At 71.2% G+C, this 23,807-nt stretch carries 15 protein-coding genes; 5 read left to right on the forward strand and 10 right to left on the reverse strand.

The window, feature by feature from the left end; genetic code table 11:
- Positions 1-23 precede the first annotated feature (23 nt).
- The 3 genes from ACFWU9_RS03100 to ACFWU9_RS03110 form a co-directional block, all read right to left on the reverse strand.
- Positions 24-1,139, reverse strand: a complete 1,116-nt coding sequence (locus ACFWU9_RS03100; protein ID WP_384314286.1) for a PP2C family protein-serine/threonine phosphatase — start codon at positions 1,137-1,139, stop codon at positions 24-26.
- 182 nt (positions 1,140-1,321) lie between these two features.
- Positions 1,322-2,854: a CehA/McbA family metallohydrolase gene (locus ACFWU9_RS03105; RefSeq protein ID WP_384314288.1), complete on the reverse strand. Its 1,533-nt coding sequence runs from the start codon at positions 2,852-2,854 to the stop codon at positions 1,322-1,324.
- Between the two features lie 193 nt (positions 2,855-3,047).
- A complete protein-coding gene (locus ACFWU9_RS03110) occupies positions 3,048-3,206 on the reverse strand; it encodes a hypothetical protein (RefSeq protein WP_384314291.1) in 159 nt (52 codons plus the stop codon).
- 38 nt (positions 3,207-3,244) lie between these two features.
- Here ACFWU9_RS03110 and murJ point away from each other — a divergent pair, with 38 nt between their 5' ends.
- The gene (gene murJ / locus ACFWU9_RS03115) at positions 3,245-4,960 is read left to right on the forward strand and encodes a murein biosynthesis integral membrane protein MurJ (protein WP_384314293.1); all 1,716 of its coding nucleotides are present in this window, start codon (positions 3,245-3,247) and stop codon (positions 4,958-4,960) included.
- 35 nt (positions 4,961-4,995) lie between these two features.
- Here murJ and ACFWU9_RS03120 read toward each other — a convergent pair whose 3' ends face one another.
- From ACFWU9_RS03120 to ACFWU9_RS03130, 3 genes are all read right to left on the reverse strand, one after another.
- The gene (locus tag ACFWU9_RS03120; RefSeq protein WP_384314296.1) at positions 4,996-5,511 is read right to left on the reverse strand and encodes a DinB family protein; all 516 of its coding nucleotides are present in this window, start codon (positions 5,509-5,511) and stop codon (positions 4,996-4,998) included.
- Positions 5,512-5,652: 141 nt separating this feature from the next.
- Complete coding sequence (locus ACFWU9_RS03125; protein ID WP_384314298.1) at positions 5,653-6,081, reverse strand: hypothetical protein; 429 nt, start codon at positions 6,079-6,081, stop codon at positions 5,653-5,655.
- Positions 6,082-6,093: 12 nt separating this feature from the next.
- Positions 6,094-11,352 (reverse strand): DUF6531 domain-containing protein, encoded by a 5,259-nt coding sequence (locus tag ACFWU9_RS03130; protein WP_384314301.1) that lies wholly within the window; start codon positions 11,350-11,352, stop codon positions 6,094-6,096.
- A gap of 290 nt (positions 11,353-11,642) precedes the next feature.
- On the opposite strand from ACFWU9_RS03130, the gene ACFWU9_RS03135 reads away from it, so the two are divergent.
- The 4 genes from ACFWU9_RS03135 (at position 11,643) to ACFWU9_RS03150 (ending at position 17,971) form a co-directional block, all read left to right on the forward strand.
- Entirely contained in the window at positions 11,643-12,488 is an 846-nt protein-coding gene (locus ACFWU9_RS03135) for an ABC transporter ATP-binding protein (protein ID WP_384314303.1), read from the forward strand.
- A gap of 3 nt (positions 12,489-12,491) precedes the next feature.
- Positions 12,492-13,832 carry an FtsX-like permease family protein gene (locus ACFWU9_RS03140; protein WP_384314305.1) on the forward strand — a complete coding sequence of 447 codons (1,341 nt, stop codon included), beginning with the start codon at positions 12,492-12,494 and terminating at the stop codon, positions 13,830-13,832.
- A gap of 276 nt (positions 13,833-14,108) precedes the next feature.
- Positions 14,109-16,727 carry a bifunctional FO biosynthesis protein CofGH gene (locus tag ACFWU9_RS03145; protein ID WP_384314307.1) on the forward strand — a complete coding sequence of 873 codons (2,619 nt, stop codon included), beginning with the start codon at positions 14,109-14,111 and terminating at the stop codon, positions 16,725-16,727.
- A gap of 122 nt (positions 16,728-16,849) precedes the next feature.
- Complete coding sequence (locus tag ACFWU9_RS03150) at positions 16,850-17,971, forward strand: ADP-ribosylglycohydrolase family protein (protein ID WP_384314309.1); 1,122 nt, start codon at positions 16,850-16,852, stop codon at positions 17,969-17,971.
- A gap of 134 nt (positions 17,972-18,105) precedes the next feature.
- Here ACFWU9_RS03150 and ACFWU9_RS03155 read toward each other — a convergent pair whose 3' ends face one another.
- The 4 genes from ACFWU9_RS03155 to ACFWU9_RS03170 form a co-directional block, all read right to left on the reverse strand.
- On the reverse strand, positions 18,106-19,683 hold the full coding sequence (locus ACFWU9_RS03155) for a sodium:solute symporter family protein (protein WP_384314312.1): 1,578 nt from the start codon (positions 19,681-19,683) through the stop codon (positions 18,106-18,108).
- Positions 19,684-20,100: 417 nt separating this feature from the next.
- Complete coding sequence (locus ACFWU9_RS03160; RefSeq protein ID WP_384314314.1) at positions 20,101-20,310, reverse strand: DUF397 domain-containing protein; 210 nt, start codon at positions 20,308-20,310, stop codon at positions 20,101-20,103.
- A gap of 174 nt (positions 20,311-20,484) precedes the next feature.
- Positions 20,485-21,351 (reverse strand): helix-turn-helix domain-containing protein, encoded by an 867-nt coding sequence (locus ACFWU9_RS03165; protein ID WP_384314317.1) that lies wholly within the window; start codon positions 21,349-21,351, stop codon positions 20,485-20,487.
- 279 nt (positions 21,352-21,630) lie between these two features.
- Positions 21,631-22,350 carry a GPP34 family phosphoprotein gene (locus ACFWU9_RS03170; protein ID WP_384314319.1) on the reverse strand — a complete coding sequence of 240 codons (720 nt, stop codon included), beginning with the start codon at positions 22,348-22,350 and terminating at the stop codon, positions 21,631-21,633.
- Between the last annotated feature and the right edge of the window lie 1,457 nt (positions 22,351-23,807).

Consider the following 23,807-nt stretch of genomic DNA (forward strand, 5'->3'; position numbering starts at 1 on the left):
GGCCGGGGGGCCGCCGTCCGCGCTCAGAGCTTCGGGCGCCGGCGGGCGACGAGGGCGGCGACGTCGTCGTCGAGCTCGCCGCCGCTGTAGGCGATGAGGTCCCGGTGGAGATGGTTGAGGAGGTGGTGGGGCGACTCGCCGCTCCACGCGCGGACGCGCTCGGCGAGGGGGTAGAAGGTGCCCGTGCGGTCGCGGGTCTCGGTGACTCCGTCGGTGTACAGCAGGAGCTGGTCCCCGGGGTGGAAGGGGGCGAGATCGACGTGGTACTCCTCGCTCACCAGCATGCCCAGGTTGAGCGGGGGCGAGGGGGCGGAGGCGCGCAGCTCCCGGACCTCGCCCTGGCGCAGCAGCAGCGGGGGCGGGTGGCCGCAGGTGAGGGTCCGCACGACCGGTTCGTCCTCCGGGATCTCGGCGAGGAGGGCGGTGATGAAACGCTCGGCGACCTCCGAGCCCGGGACCGTCGGGTACTGGGCGGCGCGGCGGCCGATGCTCGTCTCCAGCCGGCGCGCGAGATGGGGCAGGTCGGGCGTGTCATGGGCGGCCTCGCGGAAGGCGCTGAGCAGTGTCGCGGCCGCCTCGATCGCGAGCAGGCCCTTGCCGCGCACATCGCCGATGATCAGCCGTACGCCCTGGGGGGTGCGGACCGCCTCGTACAGGTCGCCGCCGATCCGGGCCTCCGCCGCGGCGGCCAGATACAGGCACTCCAGTGTCACGTGCCCCACGTGGCGTGGGACCGGATGCAGCACGGCCAGTTGGGCGGTCTCGGCCACCGAGCGGACCTGCACCAGCTGGCGGGCGCGCCGGTCCATGAGTCGGTTGAGGAAGACGGCGAATCCCGCGATCGCCGCGAGGGTGGCCAGCTCGGAGTAGGCCGTCCCGTCCGTCAGCGCCTCGAAGTGCACCATCAGACCGAGGTAGATGGCGCACCCGCCCACCCCGGCGAGCACGGTCCCCCACAGCGGCAGCAGCGCGGCGGCGGAGACCATGCCGGTGGCGAGGAAGGCGAGCGGCCTGACCTCGTCGGGTGTGAAGAGGCCGATGAGCAGGCCGGCGAGCAGCAGCAGAGGAGGCAGCGCGGACAACGACCTCCGCGCACCGGCACCGTGCGTCACTCCGAGTTCCTCAGGAGACCTCGCCACCGTGCCGCTCCCCATGTCGCGGCAGCCCTGGTCCGGATGACAGGCCGCCGATATGGGTAAATCTATCCCTGTTCGTCCGCATCCTGTGAGCGGGCCGGTGGTGACCCGCTGGTGTCAGCGGGTCACCGTGCCCGACGCCCGGCCGCCCAGGACCCGGCCTTCCCGGACCGGCCGCCCGGGACCTAGCCGCCCAGGAACACCGGGTTCGTCAGCGCCACGAAGTTCCCCGGCAGGCCCGGGACCGTCGACGGGCGGCGCACCTCGGCGCGTACGTACGTCGCGTACTCGGCCGTCGTACGCCACTCCACCGTTCCCGTGCCCGACGCCGGCAGCTCCGCCGTGTGCAGCGTCCCCTGGTCGGTGACGATGCGCGCCGAACTGCCCGCGGGCGCGCCGGTGACCTCCAGACGCACCGTCACCGGGGTGTCGTCGTCGACCCGGAGCCGCTCACCGATGCCGGCGTGCCCGCCCCGACCGCCCGACGCGCCGAAGGTCAGGGACACCGCGGACGACTCCGCGATGTAGCTGCGGCCCGCGCGGATACCGGCCAGGATCGCCTTGCGGGACAACTCGTCGGCGAGGACGACCGTCTGCGGGGTGCCGATCGGCTCCGGGTCGCGGTGCGCGTCGCTGCTGCCCATCGCCGGGGTCCAGGGCCGCCCCGAACGGGCCGACGACACCAGGGTGTTGTCCCAGGAGGCGAGGGCGACCTCGTCGTCCGGGGTGAACGGGCCGTTCCACACCTCGACCGCGTCGGCGTCACCGAAACCGAACTTCCAGTTGCAGCCGATGCAGGTCGCGTGCGGGTGCGCGGGCACGACCAGACCGCCCGCGCGCCGTACCTCGCGGGCGTAGTGCCCGAAGCGGTTGTCACGGGCCCGGTAGCGCCAGTCGACGAACGTGCCCGCGTTCATGCCGATGGCCACGACATGCCCGTTACGGGTGGTGATCTCCTCACCGGTGAGGATGAGCAGGTCGTCGCCCCACAGCCCCTCCCACGCGGTGTGCGCGGAAGAGGTGTTGTGCTCACTGGTGTTGATGAAGTCCAGCCCGGCGGCCCGCGCGCCCGCCGCGATCTCGGCGGGGGTGCGCCTGCCGTCGGAGTGCACGGAGTGCAGATGGCAGTCGCCCCGGTACCAGGCGCGCCCGCGCCCCTTGGCGCGCTCCGGCGGGTGCACCGGGCGCGGGGTGCGGCCGGGGTCGCCGTAGGTGAGGGTGATCGTCACCTCGTACGCGAGACCCTCGGGCGCGACGGTGTACGGGCCGAGCGCGATGTGCCACTTCCCGGAGCGCACCGGGCCGGGCAGATAGCCGGGGGTCGCCTCGTCGGCACGGATGAAGAACTCCGTACGCGCGCCGCCGGACCAGCCGCGGAAGCCCTCGCCGCCGAGGGCGGTGCCGCGCTCGTCGAAGATGCCGATGTCGAGGGCGTTGCCCTGGGTGCCGGCGGGGACGGCCGGCCGCTGGTAGGTGTACGCGACGCGGATCTCCCGTACGCCGCGCGGGACGTCGACGGGCAGATAGACGAAGTCGGGGGAGCCGGTCGGCAGGGTGCCGCGCACGGTCCTGGTCTCCGTACCTCCGGCGCCGCCGGCACCACCGGCTGCGGGGGCGGCGTTCGCGAAGCTCACGCTGCCCAACGTAAGGGCAGCGGCGGCCCCGGTCGCGAGCAGACCGCGTCTGCCCATCGCGTGTTCCGTGTGGTCGTTGCACATGCGGACGGCTCCCCAGGGTTCGAGAGGGACAGGAGTGGTGGTTTCGAACCCTGGTATTGAGTCGTGAACGGCCGTGCAAGGGAAGGGGGTCGGCAGATGGTGGGGACATTGCCGGTGATTGCGGAAGGCCCCGCAGGATCTTCACATCCCGGAGCCTGCCACGGGTGTGGGGTACCCGGCCGGCCCGGCGCCGTCAGGTGAGGGTGTCGTCCAGGGGGTTAGCCGCCATGCGCGCGTCCAGACCGGCGCCCATCGCCCCGGCGGCGGGACGGTCCCAGGGTGCCGGAAGGCGGACCACCGTGTCCGGGGCGCCCAGGGGTCCCGTCTCCGATTCCGTCCGTCGATCATCCACTGATCATGCACCTGACGCGCAGGTGAAAGAGTGTGCGCATGAGCGCGCCGTACGACAGAGACACCGTCACCCTGAGGCTCCCGCCCGAAGCCCTGGAAGAGCGGCGGCAGTCCCCCTCCGCGGCCCCCGGCCTCGCCAGGTCCAGCGCGCTCATGGCGGCCGGCACCGTCGTCTCGCGTATCACCGGATTCGCCCGCACCCTGGTCATGGCGGCGGCGATCGGCGTCGGCACGCTCAACGACTCCTACCAGGTCGCCAACGTCCTGCCGACCATGATCTACGTCCTGGTCGGCGGCGGCGCGCTGAACGCCGTCTTCGTACCGCAGCTCGTGCGCGCCATGAAGAAGGACGCCGACGGGGGCGAGGCCTACGCCAACCGCCTCCTCACCCTCGTCATGGTCGCGCTGGCGGCCACCACCGCGCTCTGCGTCGCCGCCGCGCCGCTCCTCGTCCATCTGATGTCGCCGGAGATCGCGGACGATCCGCGCCGGATGGCCGTCACGGTGGCCTTCGCCCGCTACTGCCTGCCGACGATGTTCTTCATGGGCGCCCATGTCGTCCTCGGCCAGATCCTCAACGCGCGCGGCCGGTTCGGCGCCATGATGTGGACCCCGGTCCTCAACAACATAGTGATCATCGCCGCGTTCGGCGGTTTCATCTGGGCCTTCGGCGGCTCCACGGCCTCCGGGGTCACCCCCGCCACGGTCACCCCGGAGGGCGTACGGCTCCTGGGCGTCGGCACGCTGCTCGGTCTCGCGGTCCAGGCTCTCGCCATGCTGCCGTATCTGCGCGCCGCCGGCTTCCGGCTCCGCCCCCGCCTCGACTTCCGCGGCCATGGGCTCGGCAAGGCGATGGGCCTGGCCAAGTGGACGCTGCTCTTCGTGCTCGCCAACCAGCTCGGCATGGTCGTCGTCACCCAGCTCGCCACCAAGGCGGGCGCGGCGGCCGAACGCGCCGGGTTCACCGGCACCGGCATCACCGCGTACAACTACGCCCTGCTGCTCTGGCAGATGCCGCAGGCCATCATCACGGTCTCCGTCATGACGGCCGTGCTCCCGAGGATCTCGCGCTCCGCCGTCGACGGAGACGTGGCGGCGGTGCGCGACGACATCTCGTACGGCCTGCGGACCTCGGCCGTCGCGATCGTCCCGTGCGCCTTCGCCTTCCTGGCGCTGGGAGTCCCGATGGCGACGCTGCTCTACGCGGGCTCCGGCGCGGAGGGCGCGCGCGGCATCGGCTTCGCGCTGATGGCGTTCGGGCCGGGGCTGATCCCGTACTCCGTGCAGTACGTGGTGCTGCGCGGCTTCTACGCGTACGAGGACACCCGGACCCCCTTCTACAACACCCTCGTCGTGGCCCTGGTCAACGCCGCCTCGTCCGCGCTCTGCTTCGCGCTCCTGCCGCCGCGCTGGGCGGTGGTCGGCATGGCCGCGTCGTACGGCCTCGGCTACGCCTTCGGCGTCGGCATCGCCTGGCGCAGGCTGCGCCACCGCCTCGGGGGAGACCTGGACGGGGGCCGGGTGCTGCGCGCCTACGCCCGCCTGATCGCGGCCTCGGTCCCGGCGGCGCTGGCCGCGGGCGCGGTGGCGTACGCGCTCACCCGCGAACTGGGCAGCGGCGCGCTGGGATCGCTCCTGTCCCTGACGGCGGGCGGCACGGCGCTGCTGCTGGTCTTCCTGACCGCGGCCCGCCTGCTCCGCGTCCCGGAACTGACCGCGCTGACGTCGATGGTGCGAAAGCGGCTGGGACGCTGAGGCCCACGCGGGAGCCGGGGGTCCGACCGCCCCGGCTACGCGCCGACCGCCCCGTCGACGCCCTCGCGGAGCAGGTCCGCGTGCCCGTTGTGGCGGCCGTACTCCAGCAGGACGTGCACCATCACCATCCGCAGCGACACGTCCTCGCCCCAGCGCGGCTGATGCCCCGTCAGATCCAGTGACTCGGCGGCCTGTTCGATACGGCGCGAGTTCTCGACCTCGTCCTCCCAGGCGGAGAAGGCCTCGGCCCGGGACGAGGCGCTCGCGTCGTACGCCAGCTGGAAATCGACCACGCCGGGGGGCGCCCACACCATCGGCGCCGCGCTGTCCTCGAACACCCGCCGGAACCATGCGCGTTCGACCTCGGCCATATGCCGTACGAGCCCCAGCAGGGAGAGCGCGGAGGGAGCCATCGACTGCTGCCGCAACTCGTCGTCGCTCAGCCCGGCGCATTTCATGGCGAGGGTGTCGCGGTGATAGTCGAGATAGCCCCGCAGGGTCTCGCGCTCGCCGCCACGGTGGGGCGGGTCCACGCGGGTGTCGGTGGTCATGTGGAGGTCCTGGGCCTTTCGGGCGTTCTCGCAGTAGGAGGGGTTGTTGTAGTGCGTGGAGTGGTAGTGCCAATCGGCGGCACTCGTGCCGATGGCCGAGACCTCCGCCGATTGGGGCCCGGGGTCGACGCCGGCTTCGCGTCAACGAATATCTGTCGCTGTCAGTTCGACAAGTCCCAGTTGTTCAAGGGGAGGGACGAGGCGGCCCAGGTACCAGCCGAAATCGCAGAACCGGGAACCGGGGAGAGTTCTCTTGTCGACAGTCACCATGAAGGAAATCTCCCGGCGACCAGGGTGGAACAGCAGATCACCCCCGTGGGCACTGCTTCCGAAGTAGGAGGTGATGCCGAACGTAGTCGATGCCGGATCTGCTCGGTCCGCCTCGTCGATGATGGTGTCCAAATGCGCCGCACTCCCGTTCGTCCAGTCGAACATTTTGTCATGGTCGATCACGAACGAGACCTGATCGCTTCGGGTGAACGTCAGGCTGGATTCCTGGAGCAAATGGAGCGCCTGCCGGATCGGCAGTGGCTTCTCGAAGTTGAATTCCATATCGCTGGTCCGTGTCACGATGTTCCTCATTCAGGGGCCGGGATGAATCCGCCAAGGAATTCCCTTTTTGGCGAGCCATTTCACGACGGGTTCGGGGATCGATTTCTCGCTGATGATCTCATAGTGGATTCCCTTTGACTGGGCTATGCCCAACTTCTGTCCTTCGGTCGAGAAGAATTTGTCCAACCGTTTCGGGTTCTTCAGTATGTTTTCCCAGAAGTCGCCGGACTTCGCCTCGTACCAGACTCCGCGCCCGGTGAGCTCATCGATGTAGGCGCCGTCGAATTCCCGTCCATTCTCCTTGAAACTCCCGACACCTCTGAGCCTGTTGACGAGGTGTTCCTCGTAGGCCCTGCCGTACCGCTCGGCAAGCCTGCCTTTGCTGGCGCCGTCGCACTCAGGCGCCAGCCCAAGTGGGTCGCACCACGTCAGTGGGTTGTGGACGTACGACGTCGGGTTCGGGGACGGGGTCAGGCCCAGGGGGTCCGGGGTCAGGTAGTGGGCGGTTTCGGGGTCGTAGTGGCGGTGGAGGTTGTAGTGGTGGCCCGTCTCCAGGTCGTGGTACTGGCCCGGGAAGCGGAGGGGGGTGTACGCCGTGGCGTCGGGGGGCCAGGTCGTGGTGCCCCAGAGCGTTCGGCGGGACTGCCAGGACACCGTGCCCGACTCGTCGATCAGATGGGTCGGGGTGCCGATCAGGTCCGTGACGATCGCGTGGAAGCGGATGTCGATCTCCGGCTGCGGGGCGTCCGCCGCCGGGGTGTAGCGGGTCGTCTGGGCCAGCGGGGCCAGGGACGACTCGTCGTGGTCCCAGGTGAGCGTCTGGGCGCCCGCCCACTCCGCCGACGTGGACGTCTCCTCGATCAGGGTGTCGCCCAGGTACGTGAAGCGGGTCTCCTCCGCCACCGAACCGTCCGGCGCCAGGCGCCGCTTGGCGACCCTGCGGCCCAGCGCGTCGTACACGTAGCGCCACCTCGTGCCGTCCGGGGTGGTCACCGAGGCGAGCTGGTCCCGGGCGTTCCAGCTGTAGCGCCAGTTGGCCGGTTTCCGGGAGAGGCGGGGTCTCTGGCGCAGGGTGGTGCGGCCCGCCGCGTCGTACTCGTAGCGGACCGCGCCCGCCGTCCCCACGCGGGTGCCCGTGTAGGTGCGGGGGCCCCTCGACTCGGGGTACGCGAGGCCGGCCGGCCAGGCGGCGTCGGTCTGGTTGCCGGCCGTGTCGTAGGCGTACGACTCCGACCAGTCCGCCGCCGCCCGGACCTCGGTGACCCGTCCCACCGGGTCGAGCGTGTAGCGCGCGTCGCCCGCGGCGAGCAGGTGGCCGTCCGGGCGCCAGGTGTACGTGAGCTCCGGGACCGCCGCGCCCGCGTACGACCGGGACCGCTGGCGCCCCGCCGGGTCCCAGGTCTGCGTCAGCGACAGCGCCCCGCCCCAGTCGAGACGGGTCCCGCGGCCCGCCATGTCGCGCGTCACCGTCAACGCCCGCCCCGACGCGGTGAGTTCGGTGCGGTTGCCGGCCGGGTCGTACGCGTACGTGCTGATCGCGCCCGCCGGGGTCCGCCGCCCGGACAGCCGCCCCGCCCCGTCGTACGACAGCCGCAGCTCCCGCCCGTCCACCGACTCCGTCAGGGGCCGCCCGGCCCGGTCGTACGTGCGCAGCAGTTCGGTACCCGGCGCGGTCGCCCGTGCCAGGTCCCCGCACGCCGTCCACTCGAACCTGGTGATCTCGCCGTCCGCGTCCTGCGCGACGAGACGGCCCAGCAGGTCGTAGCGGTGGTCGGTGCGGACGCCCAACGGGTCGACGCGCGAGAGGAGTTGGCCCGCCGGGTCCAGCGAGTAGGTGACCGTGCGGCCGTCGAAGTCCGTCTCCGATATGAGGTGGCCCGCCGCGTCGTACGCGTAACTCCACGTCAGACCGGCCGGGTTGGTCACCGACGTCAGACGGGTCGCCGCGTCGTGGGTGAAGGTGTGGCGCCCGCCGTCCGGGCCGGTGCGGGCGGTCAGCAGGTCGAAGTGGGTGTACTCGTGGTGCGTGGTACCGCCGTTCGCGTCGGTGTACGTGAGGGGGTTGCCCTCCCCGTCGTACGTCCATGACTCGGCCGCCCCGTCCGGGCCCGTACGGCGCAGCAGCAGGCCCTCCGTGGACCACGCGAGGCGCGAGACTCCGCCCAGCGGATCGGTGACGGACACCACCCGGCCGAACGCGTCACGCTCCAGCCGCGTCGTCGCCCCCAGCGGGTCCGTCGTCTCGACCGGCAGCCCCGCCGCGTCGCACCGCACACGCGTGGTCGCGCCCAGCGGGTCCGTGACCGCGAGCGGGGCGCCCCGGCCGTCGTGGAGGCAATGGGTCGTGGCACCTGTCGGGTCGGTCAGCGACGTCGGGTCGCCGTACGCGTCGAACGTCCGGTGCCACACCTGCCCGGCCGGGTCCGTGATCCGTACCGGCCTGCCCCCGGCGTCGAGTTCGGCCGCGACCGTGCTGCCGTCGGGACGCCGCACGCCGATGAGACGGCCGTGCTCGTCGTACGTGAACTCCGTCGTGCGGCCGAGCGCGTCCGTCTCGGCGGTGACGCGGCCGGCCGCGTCGTGGGCCGTACGCGTCACCGCGCCGTTCGCGTCGATCTCGCCGACGACGAGATGCCGTTCGTCGATCAGATAGCGGGTGGTCGCCCCGTCGGGCGCGGTGAGCGCGGTGAGCGTGAGACCGGGGAAGGACGGGTCCGAGAGCCCGTAGTCGAACCGGAAGCTGTGGTGGCCGCCCTCGCCGCCCTCCGCCACCACCCGGTCGTCGTCGGGGCCGCCGTACTCGTACGCGTAGGAGCGGTTGTTGGTGTCCGTCCACGACGTCACCCGGCCCGCCTCGTCGTAGGTGAAACGCAAGGGGAGGCCGGAGGAGTTGTACGTGCGCTCCAACTCGCCGCCGGGCCCGTACTCGTACGCCATGACGCGCACATCACCCAGCCACAGGCCCGTGATCCGCTCGTCCCGCGTCGTCAGGCGCAGCACATAACCGCCGCTGTGCGCGATCTCGAGCGGCGCGCCCCCGGCGTCGTACGTGAACGTGATCCGGTTGCCGCGCCGGTCGGTGACCGTACGCAGCAGTGCGGTTCCGCCGTCACCGTGCGCCGTGAAGGCGCGCACCCGCCCGGACTCCGGGTCGGTGACCGTGTACGAGCCGTCGGCGGCCCGCGCGAGCGGCCACCGCGCGCGGCCCGCGACCCCCTCCGGCAGGACGGCGGCGCCGCCCGGCACCGGGTGCGGATACGCCAGCAGCGCACCGTCCTCCGTGAAGAACACCGCGCCCCGGTCGTCGAACTCCAGCCGCTGGTCGGCCGTCGACGCCCACGCCGGGCCGAACCAACGGCCGCCCCGGTAACCGGAGTCGACCCGCCGCGAGAACACCAGCGGCAGCACGCCCGGCAGTTCCACGTCGGTCACCGGCAGGAACATCCGGCCGGTCGCCACATCCACCGGGTCCGTACGCCCGTGCCTGATCTCGTCCGGTCGCCGGGTGAACCGGCCCCGTCCGCCCCGCAGCGCGTTCCGCGCCCACGCCAGCGCGCCCCGCCCCGCCACCCGCGCGCCCATCTGGGCCGCGACCCGCCCGGCCACCGGGGCGAGCACCCGGCCCGCGGCCATGGCCAGGAGCTCGGGGAGAAGGACACCGAGGCCGCCGCTGGCCACGCCCAGGGGCAGGGCGAACGGAAGGGCGAACATCAGCAGCGTCAGGATCAGCGCCGGCGCCACGTCCAGGAACTTCTCCAGGACGAACGAGACGATCAGATGGTCGGGCAGGACCTTGTCGTACTCGGCGATGGCACCCGCGCGCGACAGCAGGAGCAGCCCCGCGCAGAGCCCTCCCGTGACGACCGCCAGCCGCAGCAGGGCGGCCGCGTAGGGCTCGGCCGGCGGCAGGGCGCGCATACGGGGGAGGGAACGCCAGGTGATGACGAGGCGGAACGCGGCCAGCAGCAGGGCGGCGACACCGCAGCCGATGAGCAGCTGCCACCCCTGGCCCTCGGTGAAGAACTCCTCCAGGTCCTCCGTGCCCTCGAAGGCGAAGGTCGCGGCGAGGAGGGCGGAGGGGATGAGCAGCAGGAGGCCGAGGACGAGGAGGACCTTCTCCCACCAGGGCAGCCGGCTGTCGCCGCGTGCGCGCACCCGTCGCCACGCCTCGCGCGGGGAGACGCCGCGCCAGGCCGCCGGGTCCGAGGTGGCGTCCAACTCGACTGTCGTTGCTATGAGTTCGTCGCGCAGGGCGGTGAGGTGCTCCGGGCGGGCGCGGGGGTGGGTGGTGAGGTGGAAGAGGGTCCGGCGGCGGCGTGCGTGACGGAGGGCGATCAGCGTGGTCCACGGGGCCCGCAGCAGCGCGTAGTCGAGCAGCGCGGCCACGGAGCCCCCACCGGCGCCCGCCCCGCTACCAGGCAGGCCCCCGGCTGCCCCGGCACGAGCCCCACCGGCACCAGCCCCGTCCCCGACCGCCCCCTCCCGTTCCGCCCTCAGCCACACCCCCGGCTCCCGCGCCCGCCCCGCCCGTCGCGTCGTGACGTCCCGTACCACCGCCACCACCAGGCAGCCCAGCACCAGCCAGAGCCCGCTCGCGATGATCCGGTCGTACCACTCGCGCGGTGTCCCGTGGGAGTTCGGCATCGCGGCGATGTAGTTGACCGCCGTGTGCAGGCCGATGGCCGCCAGCAGGGGCGCCGGCCCCGCCAGCCGTACCCACCGGCGGTGCCCGCAGACGATCAGCCCGATGGACAGACCGCCCAGGGCCGACCAGACGACATGGTTGTCCACCGGCACGGTCGCCGTCGTCGAGCCCAGCTCCAGGGAGCCCACGGCCGACGGCAGCCAGTGCCCCAGGAACTCGGGAGAACCGGAGACGAAGGGCACCGTGAAGAGCCGTGTCCCCACCGACCAGCCGCCCGCCGACTCGACGGGGCGCACGTGGACATCCGGTGCGAACGCGAATTGCAGTACGGACTCAAGCAGCCCGAACCCCGCGCCCACCGCGCCGCCCAGCACCACGAAGTCCGTCAAGCCCCACTGGACCCGGCCGCGCAGCGCCCAGGCGGCCAGCGCGAGCGGTGCGACCTTGAGCAGTTCCTCGGCCGCCGGAGCCGTCGTCCAGGTGACGGTGTCCAGGACCGTACGCATCGACGTCTCGTCGGCTGCGGCCACTTGGCGGGTGACGACCGTCTCGATCAGGACCGAGAAGACGCCGCAGCCGTACGCCCCCACGCCGAAGGCCAGCAGGACGGTGGGCCAGCCGACCGTACGCGCCGGCCACGACATCAACAGCAGTTGCAGAACACACCACAACGACGCCGCAGCCATCCAGAACGCCACAAACCCCACCCCGTGTATTTGCTTTAGTGAATCGAACGTACGGGTGGGGGTCGTACGTGTCAACAGGGCATCCGGGGCCCGCCGGTACCTGCCCTCCCCACCCCCGGGGGGTGGCCGCAGGAGGTGGGTGTATTCAGCGACACCGGAGACTCGGGCTGTACGCCCAATGTGATCGAAGTCCGTCGTCCGTAGCGTCTTACTCGAGGCACAGAGGGTGCCCGACGGAAGGAATGATCATGATGCGTCGCAAGAACACGAACCGCCCGACCCCGAGCGCCGAAGCTCTCCGTCTGGCGAATGTGAGCAAGGTCTACGGGACGGCCGAGAGCGCCGTGACCGCCCTCGACGGTGTGTCGCTGAGTCTCGCCGCCGGTTCCTTCACCGCCGTCATGGGCCCCTCCGGCTCCGGCAAGTCGACCCTCCTCCAGTGCGCGGCCGGTCTCGACCGGCCCGACAGCGGGCGGGTCATGGTCGACGGCGAGGAGATGACGGGCGGCAGCGAGGCGGCCCTGACGAAGTTCCGCCGCCGCCGGATCGGCTTCATCTTCCAGAAGTACAACCTGCTGCCGACCCTGACCGTCGCGCAGAACACCGTTCTCCCGCTGCGGCTCGCCGGCCGCCGAATCGACAAGGCCCGCGCCACGCAGATCCTGACCCAGGTGGGTCTCGGTGACCGCCTCGGCCACCGGCCCGACCAGCTCTCCGGCGGTCAGCAGCAGCGCGTCGCCATCGCCCGGGCCCTGGTCACCGAGCCCAGCGTGGTCTTCGCCGACGAGCCCACCGGCGCGCTCGACATCCGCAGCGCGCGTGATGTGCTGCGGCTGCTCCAGGAGACCGTACGGGTCCACGGACGCACCGTCGTCATGGTCACCCACGACCCGGTCGCCGCCTCGTACGCCGACTCCGTCGTCTTCCTCGCCGACGGCCGGCTGGCCGGGCGGATCAACAACCCGACCGTGGACGCCGTCGCCGAGCGCCTCGCGCACCTCGGTGACACGGTCAACGAGCCGGCCGCGCAGTTCGCTTCGCACTCCGCCGCCCAGCCCGCCCACTCCGCCCACCACATGTACGCGGGGGTGTGACACATGTTCACTCTCGCCATGAGCTCGGTCCGCCGCCGTCCAGGACGCTTCATCGCCACGCTGCTGTCGACCTTCCTCGGCGCTGTGGTCATCATGACCTTCAGTTCGATGCTCGACACGGCCGCCGCCCCGGGCATCGACAGTGTCAGCAAGGAGCCGATCACCACCGCGGCGAACGTGGTCGGCGGCTACGGCGCCCTCCTCGTCTTCTTCGCCATCGCCTCCACGCTCACCGTCAACGTCCGTCAGCGCGGCGAGGAGATCGCCCTGCTCCGCAGGAGCGGCGCGACTCCCGCGCAGATCAAGCGGATGGTGGTCTTCGAGGCCGCCGCGGTGGGGATCATCGGAGCGCTCCTGGCGGTCGTCCCCGCGATGATCGGCGGACAGCAACTGCTCAACGTCTTCAAGGACACCGGCCAGGTCGCCGACGGTGTCGACCATGTCTTCGGTCCGATCGCACTGTCCCTCGGTGCCACCATCACCCTGCTGGCCTCCGTCGGCGCCGCGTTCCTCGCGGTCCGCCGCGCGACCAGAGAAGCGGCGGGCGGGCGCACGTCCCGCGGCCGGGCGAAGAACTTCGCCGGCGTCGCCGCCCTCCTCCTGGGTGCCGGCACCGTCAGCTCCACCTTCGCGATGGACAAGACGGACGTCGCCCTGATGGCCGCCCCCGGCTACGGCGCGATCCTGCTCGCCGCGGGCTTCGCGATCCTCTCGCCCGCACTGCTGCGCATCCTGCTCGGTGTGCTGTCCGGGCCGCTGACCCTGCTCTTCGGTGCCAGCGGTTATCTGACCGTCCACAACATGCGGCAGCGCGCCACCCAGCTCTCCAGCGTGCTCATGCCGCTGATCCTCTTCATCAGCATCTCCTCGGCCATCCTCTACATGCAGGTCATCGAGAACGACGCGGCCAAGGCCGCCGGTCTCACCCGGTCGAGCGACGACAAGAGCATCCAGACCCTCAACTTCGTGATCGCCGGCATCATCGTGATCTTCGCCTGCATCATGCTGGTCAACAGCCTCTACGCGGCGACCACCTACCGCACCAGGGAGTTCGGCCAGCAGCGTCTCACCGGCGCCACGCCGAACCAGGTCCTGGGCATGATCGGCCTCGAATCGCTCATCCTGACCGTCTTCGGGGTCTTCTTCGCGACGCTGTCGGCGCTCGCCGGAATCGTCTCCTTCACCGCCGTCCGCACCGGCACCGCCGTCCCCGAGGGCCAGAACCTCGGGATCTGGCTGGCGGTCGTGGGCATCGGCGCGGCGGCGACGATCGTCACCAGCGTGGGTACGGCCCGCCGCGGCCTGCGCACTCCGGCCACCGAGGCGGTGGCACTGGCCGCCTGACATGAGGAACATGAGGAATCGGACAGCACCACACCGACAGGAACAGCCGCCGAGGGGCAGTCGCGGACAGCGACTGCCCCTCCGGGCTCTGTGGCGCGGCCGGTTGGGGCGCGGAGGCTGTGCCCCCGCAACCCGGCGCCGCCACCCGCCGGTCCGGACAGGTCCTTCGAGTCGTTCAGCGGCCCGGAGTTATTCCCGGTATCCCGAATGTGGGCATCCGCTCACCCGCTCGTCCGCACCCCGGAATCGCCCGGCCCCGCTCGTATGCTCGGAGATATGACGACGAGCGCCACGTCCCCCTCCGGATCGCCCTCCGCCCCCACCGCCAACGCCATGCGCCGCGCCCTCAAACGCGCCAGGGACGGCGTCGCGCTCGACGTCGGGGAGGCCGCCGTACTGCTCCAGGCGCGCGGCGACGACCTGAAGGACCTGGCCGCCTCCGCCGCGCGGGTCCGGGACGCCGGACTCGAAGCCGTCGGGCGCCCCGGGATCATCACGTACTCCCGCAAGGTCTTCATCCCCCTCACCCGCCTCTGCCGCGACAAGTGCCACTACTGCACCTTCGTCACGGTCCCCGGCAAGCTCCGCCGGGCCGGGCACGGCATGTATCTGTCGCCCGACGAAGTCCTGGCCATCGCCCGCGAGGGCGCCCGAATGGGCTGCAAGGAGGCGCTGTTCACACTCGGCGACCGCCCCGAGGACCGCTGGCCCGAGGCGAGGGATTGGCTGGAGGCCGAGGGGTACGACGACACCCTCGCGTACGTACGGGCCATGGCCATCCGTGTCCTGGAGGAGACCGGGCTCCTCCCGCACCTCAACCCCGGTGTGCTCGGCTGGACCGACTTCCAGCGGCTCAAGCCCGTCGCGCCCAGCATGGGCATGATGCTGGAGACCACCGCCACCCGGCTCTGGTCCGAGCCCGGCGGCCCGCACCACGGCTCGCCGGACAAGGAGCCCGCCGTACGGCTCCGGGTACTCGAAGACGCCGGCCGGTCCAACGTCCCCTTCACCACCGGCATCCTGATCGGCATCGGCGAGGACTACGAGGAGCGCGCCGACTCCCTCTTCGAGCTGCGCCGCACCGCCCGCGCCTACCACGGCATCCAGGAAGTCATCGTCCAGAACTTCCGCGCCAAGCCCGACACCGCGATGCGCGCCACGCCCGACGCCGAACTGGAGGAGCTGGCCGCCACGATCGCCGTCGCCCGGCATCTCCTCGGCCCGGCCGCCCGTATCCAGGCCCCGCCCAATCTCGTGGACGAGGAGTACGCGCTCCTCATCGGCGCCGGCATCGACGACTGGGGCGGCGTCTCCCCGCTCACCCCCGACCATGTGAACCCCGAACGCCCCTGGCCGCACATCGACGAACTGGCCGAGCGCACCGCCGCCGCCGGATTCGAGCTGCGTGAACGGCTCACGATCTACCCCGAGTTCATCCAGCGCGGCGAGCCCTGGCTCGACCCGCGCCTGATGCCGCACGTGCGCGCGCTCGCCGACCCGGCGACCGGTCTCGCCCGCGAGGACGTCAGACCGGCCGGGCTGCCGTGGCAGGAGCCCGACGAGGGCTTCACCGCCACCGGCCGTACCGATCTGCACCGCACCATCGACACCGAGGGCCGCACCGGCGACCGGCGCGACGACTTCGACCATGTGTACGGCGACTGGGACGCGCTGCGCGAGGCCGCCGCCCCCGGCATGGTCCCCGAGCGCATCGACACCGACGTCAGGCAGGCGCTGGGCCAGGCCGCCGCCGACCCGACGAAGCTCACCGACGACGAGGCGCTCGCGCTGCTGCACGCGGACGGTCCCGCGCTCGACGCGCTCACCCGGATCGCCGACGAGCTGCGCCGCGAGGTGGTCGGCGACGACGTCACCTACATCGTCACGCGCAACATCAACTTCACCAACGTCTGCTACACCGGCTGCCGTTTCTGCGCCTTCGCCCAGCGCCGTACCGACGCCGACGCGTACACCCTCTCCCTCGACCAGGTCGCCGACCGCGCCGCGCAGGCGTGGGACGTCGGCGCCGTCGAGGTCTGCATGCAGGGCGGCATCCACCCCGACCTGCCCGGCACCGCCTACTTCGACATCGCGCGCGCCGTGAAGGAGCGCGTACCCGGCATGCATGTGCACGCCTTCTCCCCGATGGAGGTCGTCAACGGGGCCTCCCGCACCGGGATGTCGATCCGCGAATGGCTCACCGCCGCGAAGGAGGCCGGGCTCGACTCGATCCCCGGCACCGCCGCCGAGATCCTGGACGACGAGGTGCGCTGGATCCTCACCAAGGGCAAACTGCCGACCGCCACCTGGATCGAGGTCGTGGAGACCGCGCACTCGCTGGGCATCCGCTCCAGCTCCACGATGATGTACGGCCACGTCGACCAGCCCCGCCACTGGCTGGGGCACTTCCGCACCCTGGCCGGTATGCAGCGCAAGGCGCTGGAAGCGGGGCGCGAGGGCTTCACCGAATTCGTCACGCTGCCCTTCATCCACACCAACGCCCCGGTCTATCTGGCCGGTATCGCCCGCCCCGGCCCGACGACCCGCGACAACCGCGCCGTCATGGCGATGGCCCGGCTCCTCCTCCACCCGTACATCACCAACATCCAGACGAGTTGGGTGAAACTCGGCACGGACGGCGCGGCCGAGATGCTGCGCTCCGGCGCGAACGACCTCGGCGGCACGCTCATGGAGGAGACCATCTCCCGCATGGCGGGCTCCGGTTACGGCTCGTACCGCTCGGTCAAGGACCTGGTCGCCATCGCCGAGGCCGCGGGCCGGCCGGCCAGGCCCCGGACCACGCTGTACGGGGAGGTGCCCGAGGAGCGCGTACGGGCGGCGGAGGCGTCCGACGGGCACCTGCCGGAGCTGCTGCCACTGCTGCCCGCGGAGTGACCCGGGTGCGCCCGGCGCACCCGCCGGGCGCACCCGGCTGTGCCCGTGCTCAACCGTCCGTTCCCGTTCGATTACAGTGCTGCGCCAGACGCGCTTTCCACGCATCGGGAGGGAGGGGACGCGTGAACAGGCCAGCCACCGCCACCGCCATATGGGGCCGGGCGGAGCAGCAGGACTTCCGGAGCCGCGTCCGTGGCTGTCTCCTCGGGGGAGCGATCGGCGACGCGCTGGGAGCGGCGGTCGACACACTCACCCTCGACGAGACCCGCTCCGCGCACGGCGCTGAGGGCGTCACCGACTTCGCCCCCGCCTACGGCCGGCGCGGCGCGGTCGCCGCCGCGACCCAGCTGACCCTCTTCACCGTGGACGGCCTCATCCGCGCCCAGGTCCGGCGCGACACGGGCGCCTGGCACCCGCCGACCGACGTGCACCGCGCGTATCTGCGCTGGGCCGCGACCCAGAGCGACTGGGGGCCGGACGAGCGCCGCAAGGACAACGGCTGGCTGGCCCAGGAGGAGTGGCTGTACGCGCGCCGCGACCCCTCCGTGTCCTGTCTGACCGGGCTGGGCGACGAGCTGATGGGCACCCTGGAGAGGCCCAAGAACCCGACCGCGCGCGACGCGGGCGCGCTGGTGCGCTCGGCGCCGTTCGGGCTGCTGGTCGGCTGGGAGCCGCAGCTGGTGTGCCAGCTCGCCGTGGAGTGCGCGGCGCAGACGCACGGCCATCCCACCGCGTACCTGTCGGCGGGGGCGTACGCCGTGATCGTGCACGGCGTCGCGCGGGGCGACAGCGTCGACGCGGCCGTGCAGCGGGCCCTGGCGCTGATGACCCAGCGGCCGGGCCACCAGCCGGTCACCGACGCGCTGGGGCAGGCGCTGGGAGCCGTACGGCAGGGCATCCCGACCCCGGGCCGGGTCGCGCTGCTCGCGGAGGGCCGGGCGGCGGAGGACTCGCTGGCGGTGGCCGTCTACTGCGCGCTGGTCGGCGAGGACGTACGCCACGGCCTGCGACTGGCGGTCAACCACGACGGGCCCTCGTCGGCGACGGGGGCGCTCTGCGGGGCGCTGCTGGGGGCGATGCACGGGGAGACGGCGCTGCCGCCCGCGTGGCTGGCCGAGTTGGAGGGCCGCCCGACGCTCCTTGAGCTCGCGGACGACTTCGCGATGGAGATGACGCAGGGGCCGGCGCTCCACAGCCCGTCGGTGACGTCGTCGGGCTGGCTGACGAGGTACCCGCGGGGCTGAGGCCGCGCTTCGAGCCCGTCCGGCGAGGGAGCACGCCACCCGCCGGACGCTGTGTGGTGGTCGGATCTGCCGGCCCGGGCCGGGCCCGGTGGAGCGGGTCCGGGCCCGGCACCGGGCCGGCAGGGGCGGATCCGTCAGCCGGAGGCGTCCTCGCGGCCGAGCACCTTCGTGTCGCCCGACGTGGCCGGCGCCGGCACCGCCGCCGCGAGCGCGTCCGAACCGTCGTCGTCGTTGTTGATCTTCTCCAGGACGGCGTCGCGCTCCGGTGTGTCCTCCGGCTTGAGGTAGCCGATCAGGATGTAGAGGACGAGCGAGACGGCGAGCGGGATCGACACCTGGTACTGGAGCGGCACCCCGCCGTCCACGTTCCAGCTGATCGGGTAGTTGACCAGCCAGAAGGTGACCAGACCCACCGACCAGCTGACCAGGGCGGCCGTGGGACCGCTCTTGCGGAACCAGGGCAGCAGACCCAGCATCAGCGGGATCGCGATCGGACCCATGAGGCCGGCGACCCACTTGATGACGACGGTGATGATGTCGCCGAAGAAGTCGGAGTTGACCTGCGTCGCGATGGCCATCGACAGACCGAGGAAGAGCAGCGTCGTCCAGCGGGCGGCCAGCAGCCCGACCCGGGTGTCCCACTCGCGCGCCGTACGCGACACCGCGGGCATGATGTCGCGGGTCACGACCGCCGCGATGGCGTTCGCGTCCGAGGAGCACATGGCCATCGTGTGCGAGAAGAACCCGACGATGACCAGGCCCAGCAGACCGTGCGGCAGGAGCTGTTCGGCCATCAGCGCGTAACTGTCGGCCGGCACGTCGGTCTCGATGAGCACCGGCGCGACCCACATCGGGAAGAACAGCACCAGCGGCCAGACCAGCCACAGCACGGCCGACAGGGCGCCGGAGCGCGTCGCGGACCTGGCGGAGTCGGTCGCCATGTAGCGCTGCGCCTGGTTCCACATGCCGCCGTTGTACTCGAAGGTCTTGATGAACAGATACGCGATCAGGAAGACCATCATGTACGGCCCGGCCAACGGCTCGGTGTGGCCCTGGAGTTCGGGCTCGTCCCAGACGTTCCACAGGCTGCTGAACCCGCCGAGCTCCGCCATGACGGCGACGAGCATCGCGATTCCGGCGATGAACTGGATGATGAACTGCCCCAGTTCGGTCAGGGCGTCGGCCCACAGCCCGCCGACGGTGCAGTAGACCGCGGTGACCGCGCCCGTGATCAGGATGCCCATGTTGAGCGAGACACCGGTGAAGACGGAGAGCAGGGTGGCGATGGCGGCCCACTTGGCGCCGACGTCCACGATCTTCAGCAGCACGCCCGACCAGGCGAGCGCCTGCTGGGTGGGCAGGTTGTAGCGGTTCTTGAGGTATTCGAGCGGCGACGAGACATGCAGCCGCGAGCGAACCCGGTTGAGCCGGGGCGCGAAGAGCTTGGCCCCGATCGCGATGCCGATGGCGATGGGGAAGGACCAGGTGACGTACGACGTGACGCCGTAGGTGTACGCGATGGCCGCGTACCCGGTGAACATCACCGCGCTGTAGCCGGACATGTGGTGCGAGATGCCGGACAGCCACCACGGCATCTTGCCGCCGGCCGTGAAGTAGTCATGGACATCGCCCACGCGCTTGTGGGACCAGACGCCGATCGCGACCATCACACCGAAGTATCCGATGAGCACGGTCCAGTCGAGACTGTTCATGTGCCCCCTCCAGGGGTCCGCCTTGTGAACGTGGGTGCGCTCCGCCAGTACGTCCGGTCAGCGGCGCCCCCGTGCGGGAGCGGGGACTTCGGGGATTGAACCGCTACTCGCGCCAGCGGGTCAAGGGTTCCAGCGGTCATAAGTGTGAACACGGATCAGAAAGCCGAACGATTTTACTGGTTCTTGACCTTGTGGGGCGTTGTCGCGAACGTGACGGGAACCACACGATGGGCGGGCACTTCGTCAGCTGCGGCAGGTAGTACGGCAACAAACAGAAACGACCGCACGGGATGCGGGTCCCGTGCGGCCGAGAGGGAGTTCGTGTGAAGTGATGGGCATGGCCGAGCCCCCTCGGCCAGGACGGCGGACAGGTCGAGAGGGCTCATTCCGTGCTGTGGTGCGGGTGGCGCGAAGGGCTCAGCCGAGGTCGAACGCGCCTCGGTTCATCTCCTGTACGAAGGTGGTCCACGATCCGGGGACAAAGGTGATCGAGGGACCTTCCGGGGCCTTCGAGTCCCGTACGGCAATCGCCTGCACGACGGGAGACTTGACCTCTACGCATGCGCCGTTTCCGCCGGAGTACGAGGACTTGGTCCAGGTGTCCGTGGCGCCCTGAAGAATTGCCATGTTCGGTTCGCTCCGATTCAGCAAGTGGTGTCCATACGCCAACTTCTTGCCGGCAAGATCGACGCTACTAGCCGGGATGGACGCGTGGGGCGGACGTTCACTCGACCGGATGGGATATCCCGGTGGACTCTTCCGACGCGAGTCCACCGGGTGTATTCTGCCGCCCCGCCTTGCTCAACCGGCCGCGCGGGCGTATCCCTTGGCGATGTCCGAGATGAACTCGCGGGTCTGGTCGGCATTCAGCGCCTGCGCGCGAAGGTGTTCGTACATCACGCTGTACTTCTGGACGTCGTTCGCCTTCTCCAGATAAAGATCACTCGTGACGCCCTCGATGTACACCACGCTCGAATCGGTGGCGTCCGGGAATTCGAGAATCGCGTAATGCCCGCTGATACCCGGATGGGCGCCCATGTCGAAGGGCAGCACCTGCACCGTGACATGGGGCAGCTGGGAAAGCTCGCCCAGGAACTCCAGCTGCTCACGCATCAGATTCCGGTCGCCGACGACGCGGCGCAGCGCCGACTCGTCGATCACCGCCCACAGACGCAGCGGCTGCTCCGGCGCGTTGACCCGCTCCTGGCGGCGCACCCGTACGCTGACGCGCTTCTCGACGTCCGCGGGCGAGGTCTCCGGGAGCGCGCCGGTGATGAGCGCCTCCGCGTACCTCCGGGTCTGGAGCAGTCCGGGCACGACCTGCGGCTCGTACACGCGAAGTGAGGCCGCGTCCGTCTCCAGGCCGATGTAGACGCTGTACGGGATATCGCCGAAGGCGTGCCACCAGCCCTGCTGGCGGGAGTCCTTGGCCATTTGCATCAGCGACTCGACAATGCGGTTGTCCTCGACCTCGTACACACCGCACAGGTCGCGGACATCGCGCTGACTGATGGAACGGCGACCGTTCTCAAGACGGCTGATCTTCGACTGGGAGACCAGCAGGCGCTCCGCCACCTCCTCGGCCGTCATGCCTTTGACCTCTCGGAGCCGGCGCAGCTCCTGGCCCAATCGGCGTCGCCTGACGGTGGGATTGACACTGGACGCCACGGAAACGGCACCTCCTGCTGAGTAACTGCGTAGCTCTGTGTGTCTACGTCTCAGCAGACTGCCACCGATAGGGCCAACTGCGCTGGAAAACAGGCACAGAGAAGAAAGCCCGGGTGGTAAGTGGACACCCCGCGGAGGGACCTGTACCGGGGCGCGCGACGCGCGGGGGCAGCCGATCGTACGGCTGGACCCCGCGCGCCTTTTGCGGCTCCCGAACCGGGTCTCTGGGGACGTCGGCGCGGCGGATTCGGATACCCGCGTGCTGGCGTGTCCGTGCTCTCAGTGCGCCGCGACGCGGGCCATGCTCCCGCGCTGCGGTTGCATCGGTACGGCCGGCGGTCGGCCTCCCGGTGCGGGATTGCGGCGTGGCTGAGCGGCCACACCGTTCTGGACGTCCATCACGGCATGCGCCACGAGACCGCCCATCGGGTCGTGTCTGATCAGATCCCGGAGCCGGGAGCGCGACGAGCGCCCCTCGTTACCGGGGTACAGGTGCTTGCCCAGTCCGACCGCGTGGGCCAGGGCGGCGAGCGCCGCGGTCCGCGGGTCCGGCGGTACGCCGGTACGGATCGCACTGTCCAGCCGTGACCTGATGTCGCGGCTGATCGCCGTCTCCGTCGCCTGGTAGCGAGTCGTCGGCAGCACTCCGCACATCTGGCCCGCCACGGCATGAACCATGCCGCACCGCTCCAGATGCGAGAGGTAAATCTGACGGAGCCCCAATCGGGGCCCGCCGATCCAGTGAACTGCGCGAACCGGGCTGCCGCGTCTGCGCAGCAGTTCCAGCGCGGAGTCCAGAGTCGGATCTCCGGTCGGCCGTGGCATCACCACGGCGATACGATCCCCGTCAGGGGCTATCCGTCCTGCCAGAGCCAGCTCTACTAGCTGTGCTCCGGCCAGGCCGAGGTCGAGCGACTGCGGCTGCGCTGTGGTACCCGTGGCCGGGTCCAGAGCGAGCAGCAGAAGCTCCTCCGGAATTGTTCTGCGGCTCCTGCCCATCCATGCCTCCCCGCGTGGATGAATGACAGGGTGACCCCTCTCACATTGGTCTGTCGAGGGTGCCTGGTCGCTTTGTGCGGGAACCGTTATGTATGTCGTTCTCGTCTTGCACTTGGGCTGTGGTTTCCCACAGGACACTGATAATCGGTTCGGAGAGTGCGGCGGAGTGCGCGACGCGCCGCACACGCATGAGGAGGCACGGTGGCGGGCGAGTCCCCCGACAAGTCGGAGCAGCGGAAGTCGTCGGGGGAGGCGACTGAGGAACGGGACCCGAGGTTCGCGGTCTTCCGTGAGTCGGCCGCCGCCCGAGAGGCGGATGCCACTGCCGGGGAGGCGGCGGGCGGCGCCGACACGGGCAAGGACGCGGCGCCGGGCGCCGACGGTTCCGCTCGGCGCGCGGCAGCGGTGGACACTGCGGAGCCCTCTGTCGACCGCGCGACGGCCGTTTTCACGGTCCGGGGCGGGGAGGGTGGCTCCGGGGCTCCTGAGGCCGCTGGGGCGCCTGTGACGGCTTCTGAGGGGTCTTCGGAGAGTCCGGCCGGAGCGGAGGGTGAAGTCACCGCTCCGGACCCGGAGATGCGGGCCGCCGCGACATCGGGGCCGGTGGCCGAGTCCGACGTCGACCGGAGGACCGCGGTTTTCCGCGTGCCGGACGCCGAACTGGAATCCACATCCGGACACGAGTCCGAGTCGGCGCCTGAAGCCGCCTCGACCGCCGGGCCTGAGCCGGAACCCACGGAGACGGAGGCGCCGTCCAAGCCGGTGCCTGGCGGCCTGGGTGCCAACCCCGAGCTGCCCTCGGCCGCTGCCGCGCCGGAGGCGCCGGAAGCCGGGTCGGGTGGCCGGTCCGGTGCGGGAGCCGCGGGCGGGACGAAGCCCGAAGCCACTTCGGCGGAGCCGGAAGCGCCGGGTGGGGCGACGTCTGCGTCGCCGAAGGCGACTCCTGCGGGTGGCGGGCCGGAGGCCGTGTCGCGTGCCGGGTCGGGTGCTGGGTCTGAGGTCGGTGGCGCCGCCAAGTCGGGTGCGGGAGCTGTGGGTGGGGCGAAGCCCGAGGCCCCATCGGCGGAGCCGGAGGCGCCGGATGGTGCGGCGTCCGCGTCGCCGGAGGCGACCCCTGTGGCCGGACGGCCCGAGGCTGGTCCGGGTGGCCGGTCCGGTGGTGCCGCCAAGTCGGGTGCGGGAGCTGTGGGTGGGGCGACGTCTGCGTCGCCGGAGGCGACTCCTGCGGCCGACGGTCCGGAGGCCGGGTCGCGTGCCGGGTCCGGTGCTGGGTCTGAGGTCGGTGGGGCCGCCAAGTCGGGTGCGGGAGCTGTGGGTGGGGCGAAGCCCGAGGCGCCTTCTGCCGAGCCGGAGGCGCCGGGCGGTGCGGCGTCCGCGTCGCCGGAGGCGACCCCTGTGGCCGGACGGCCCGAGGCTGGTCCGGGTGGCCGGTCCGGTGGTGCCGCCAAGTCGGGTGC

The sequence above is a fragment of the Streptomyces sp. NPDC058653 genome, from assembly GCF_042716895.1.
Classification (GTDB): Bacteria; Actinomycetota; Actinomycetes; order Streptomycetales; family Streptomycetaceae; genus Streptomyces.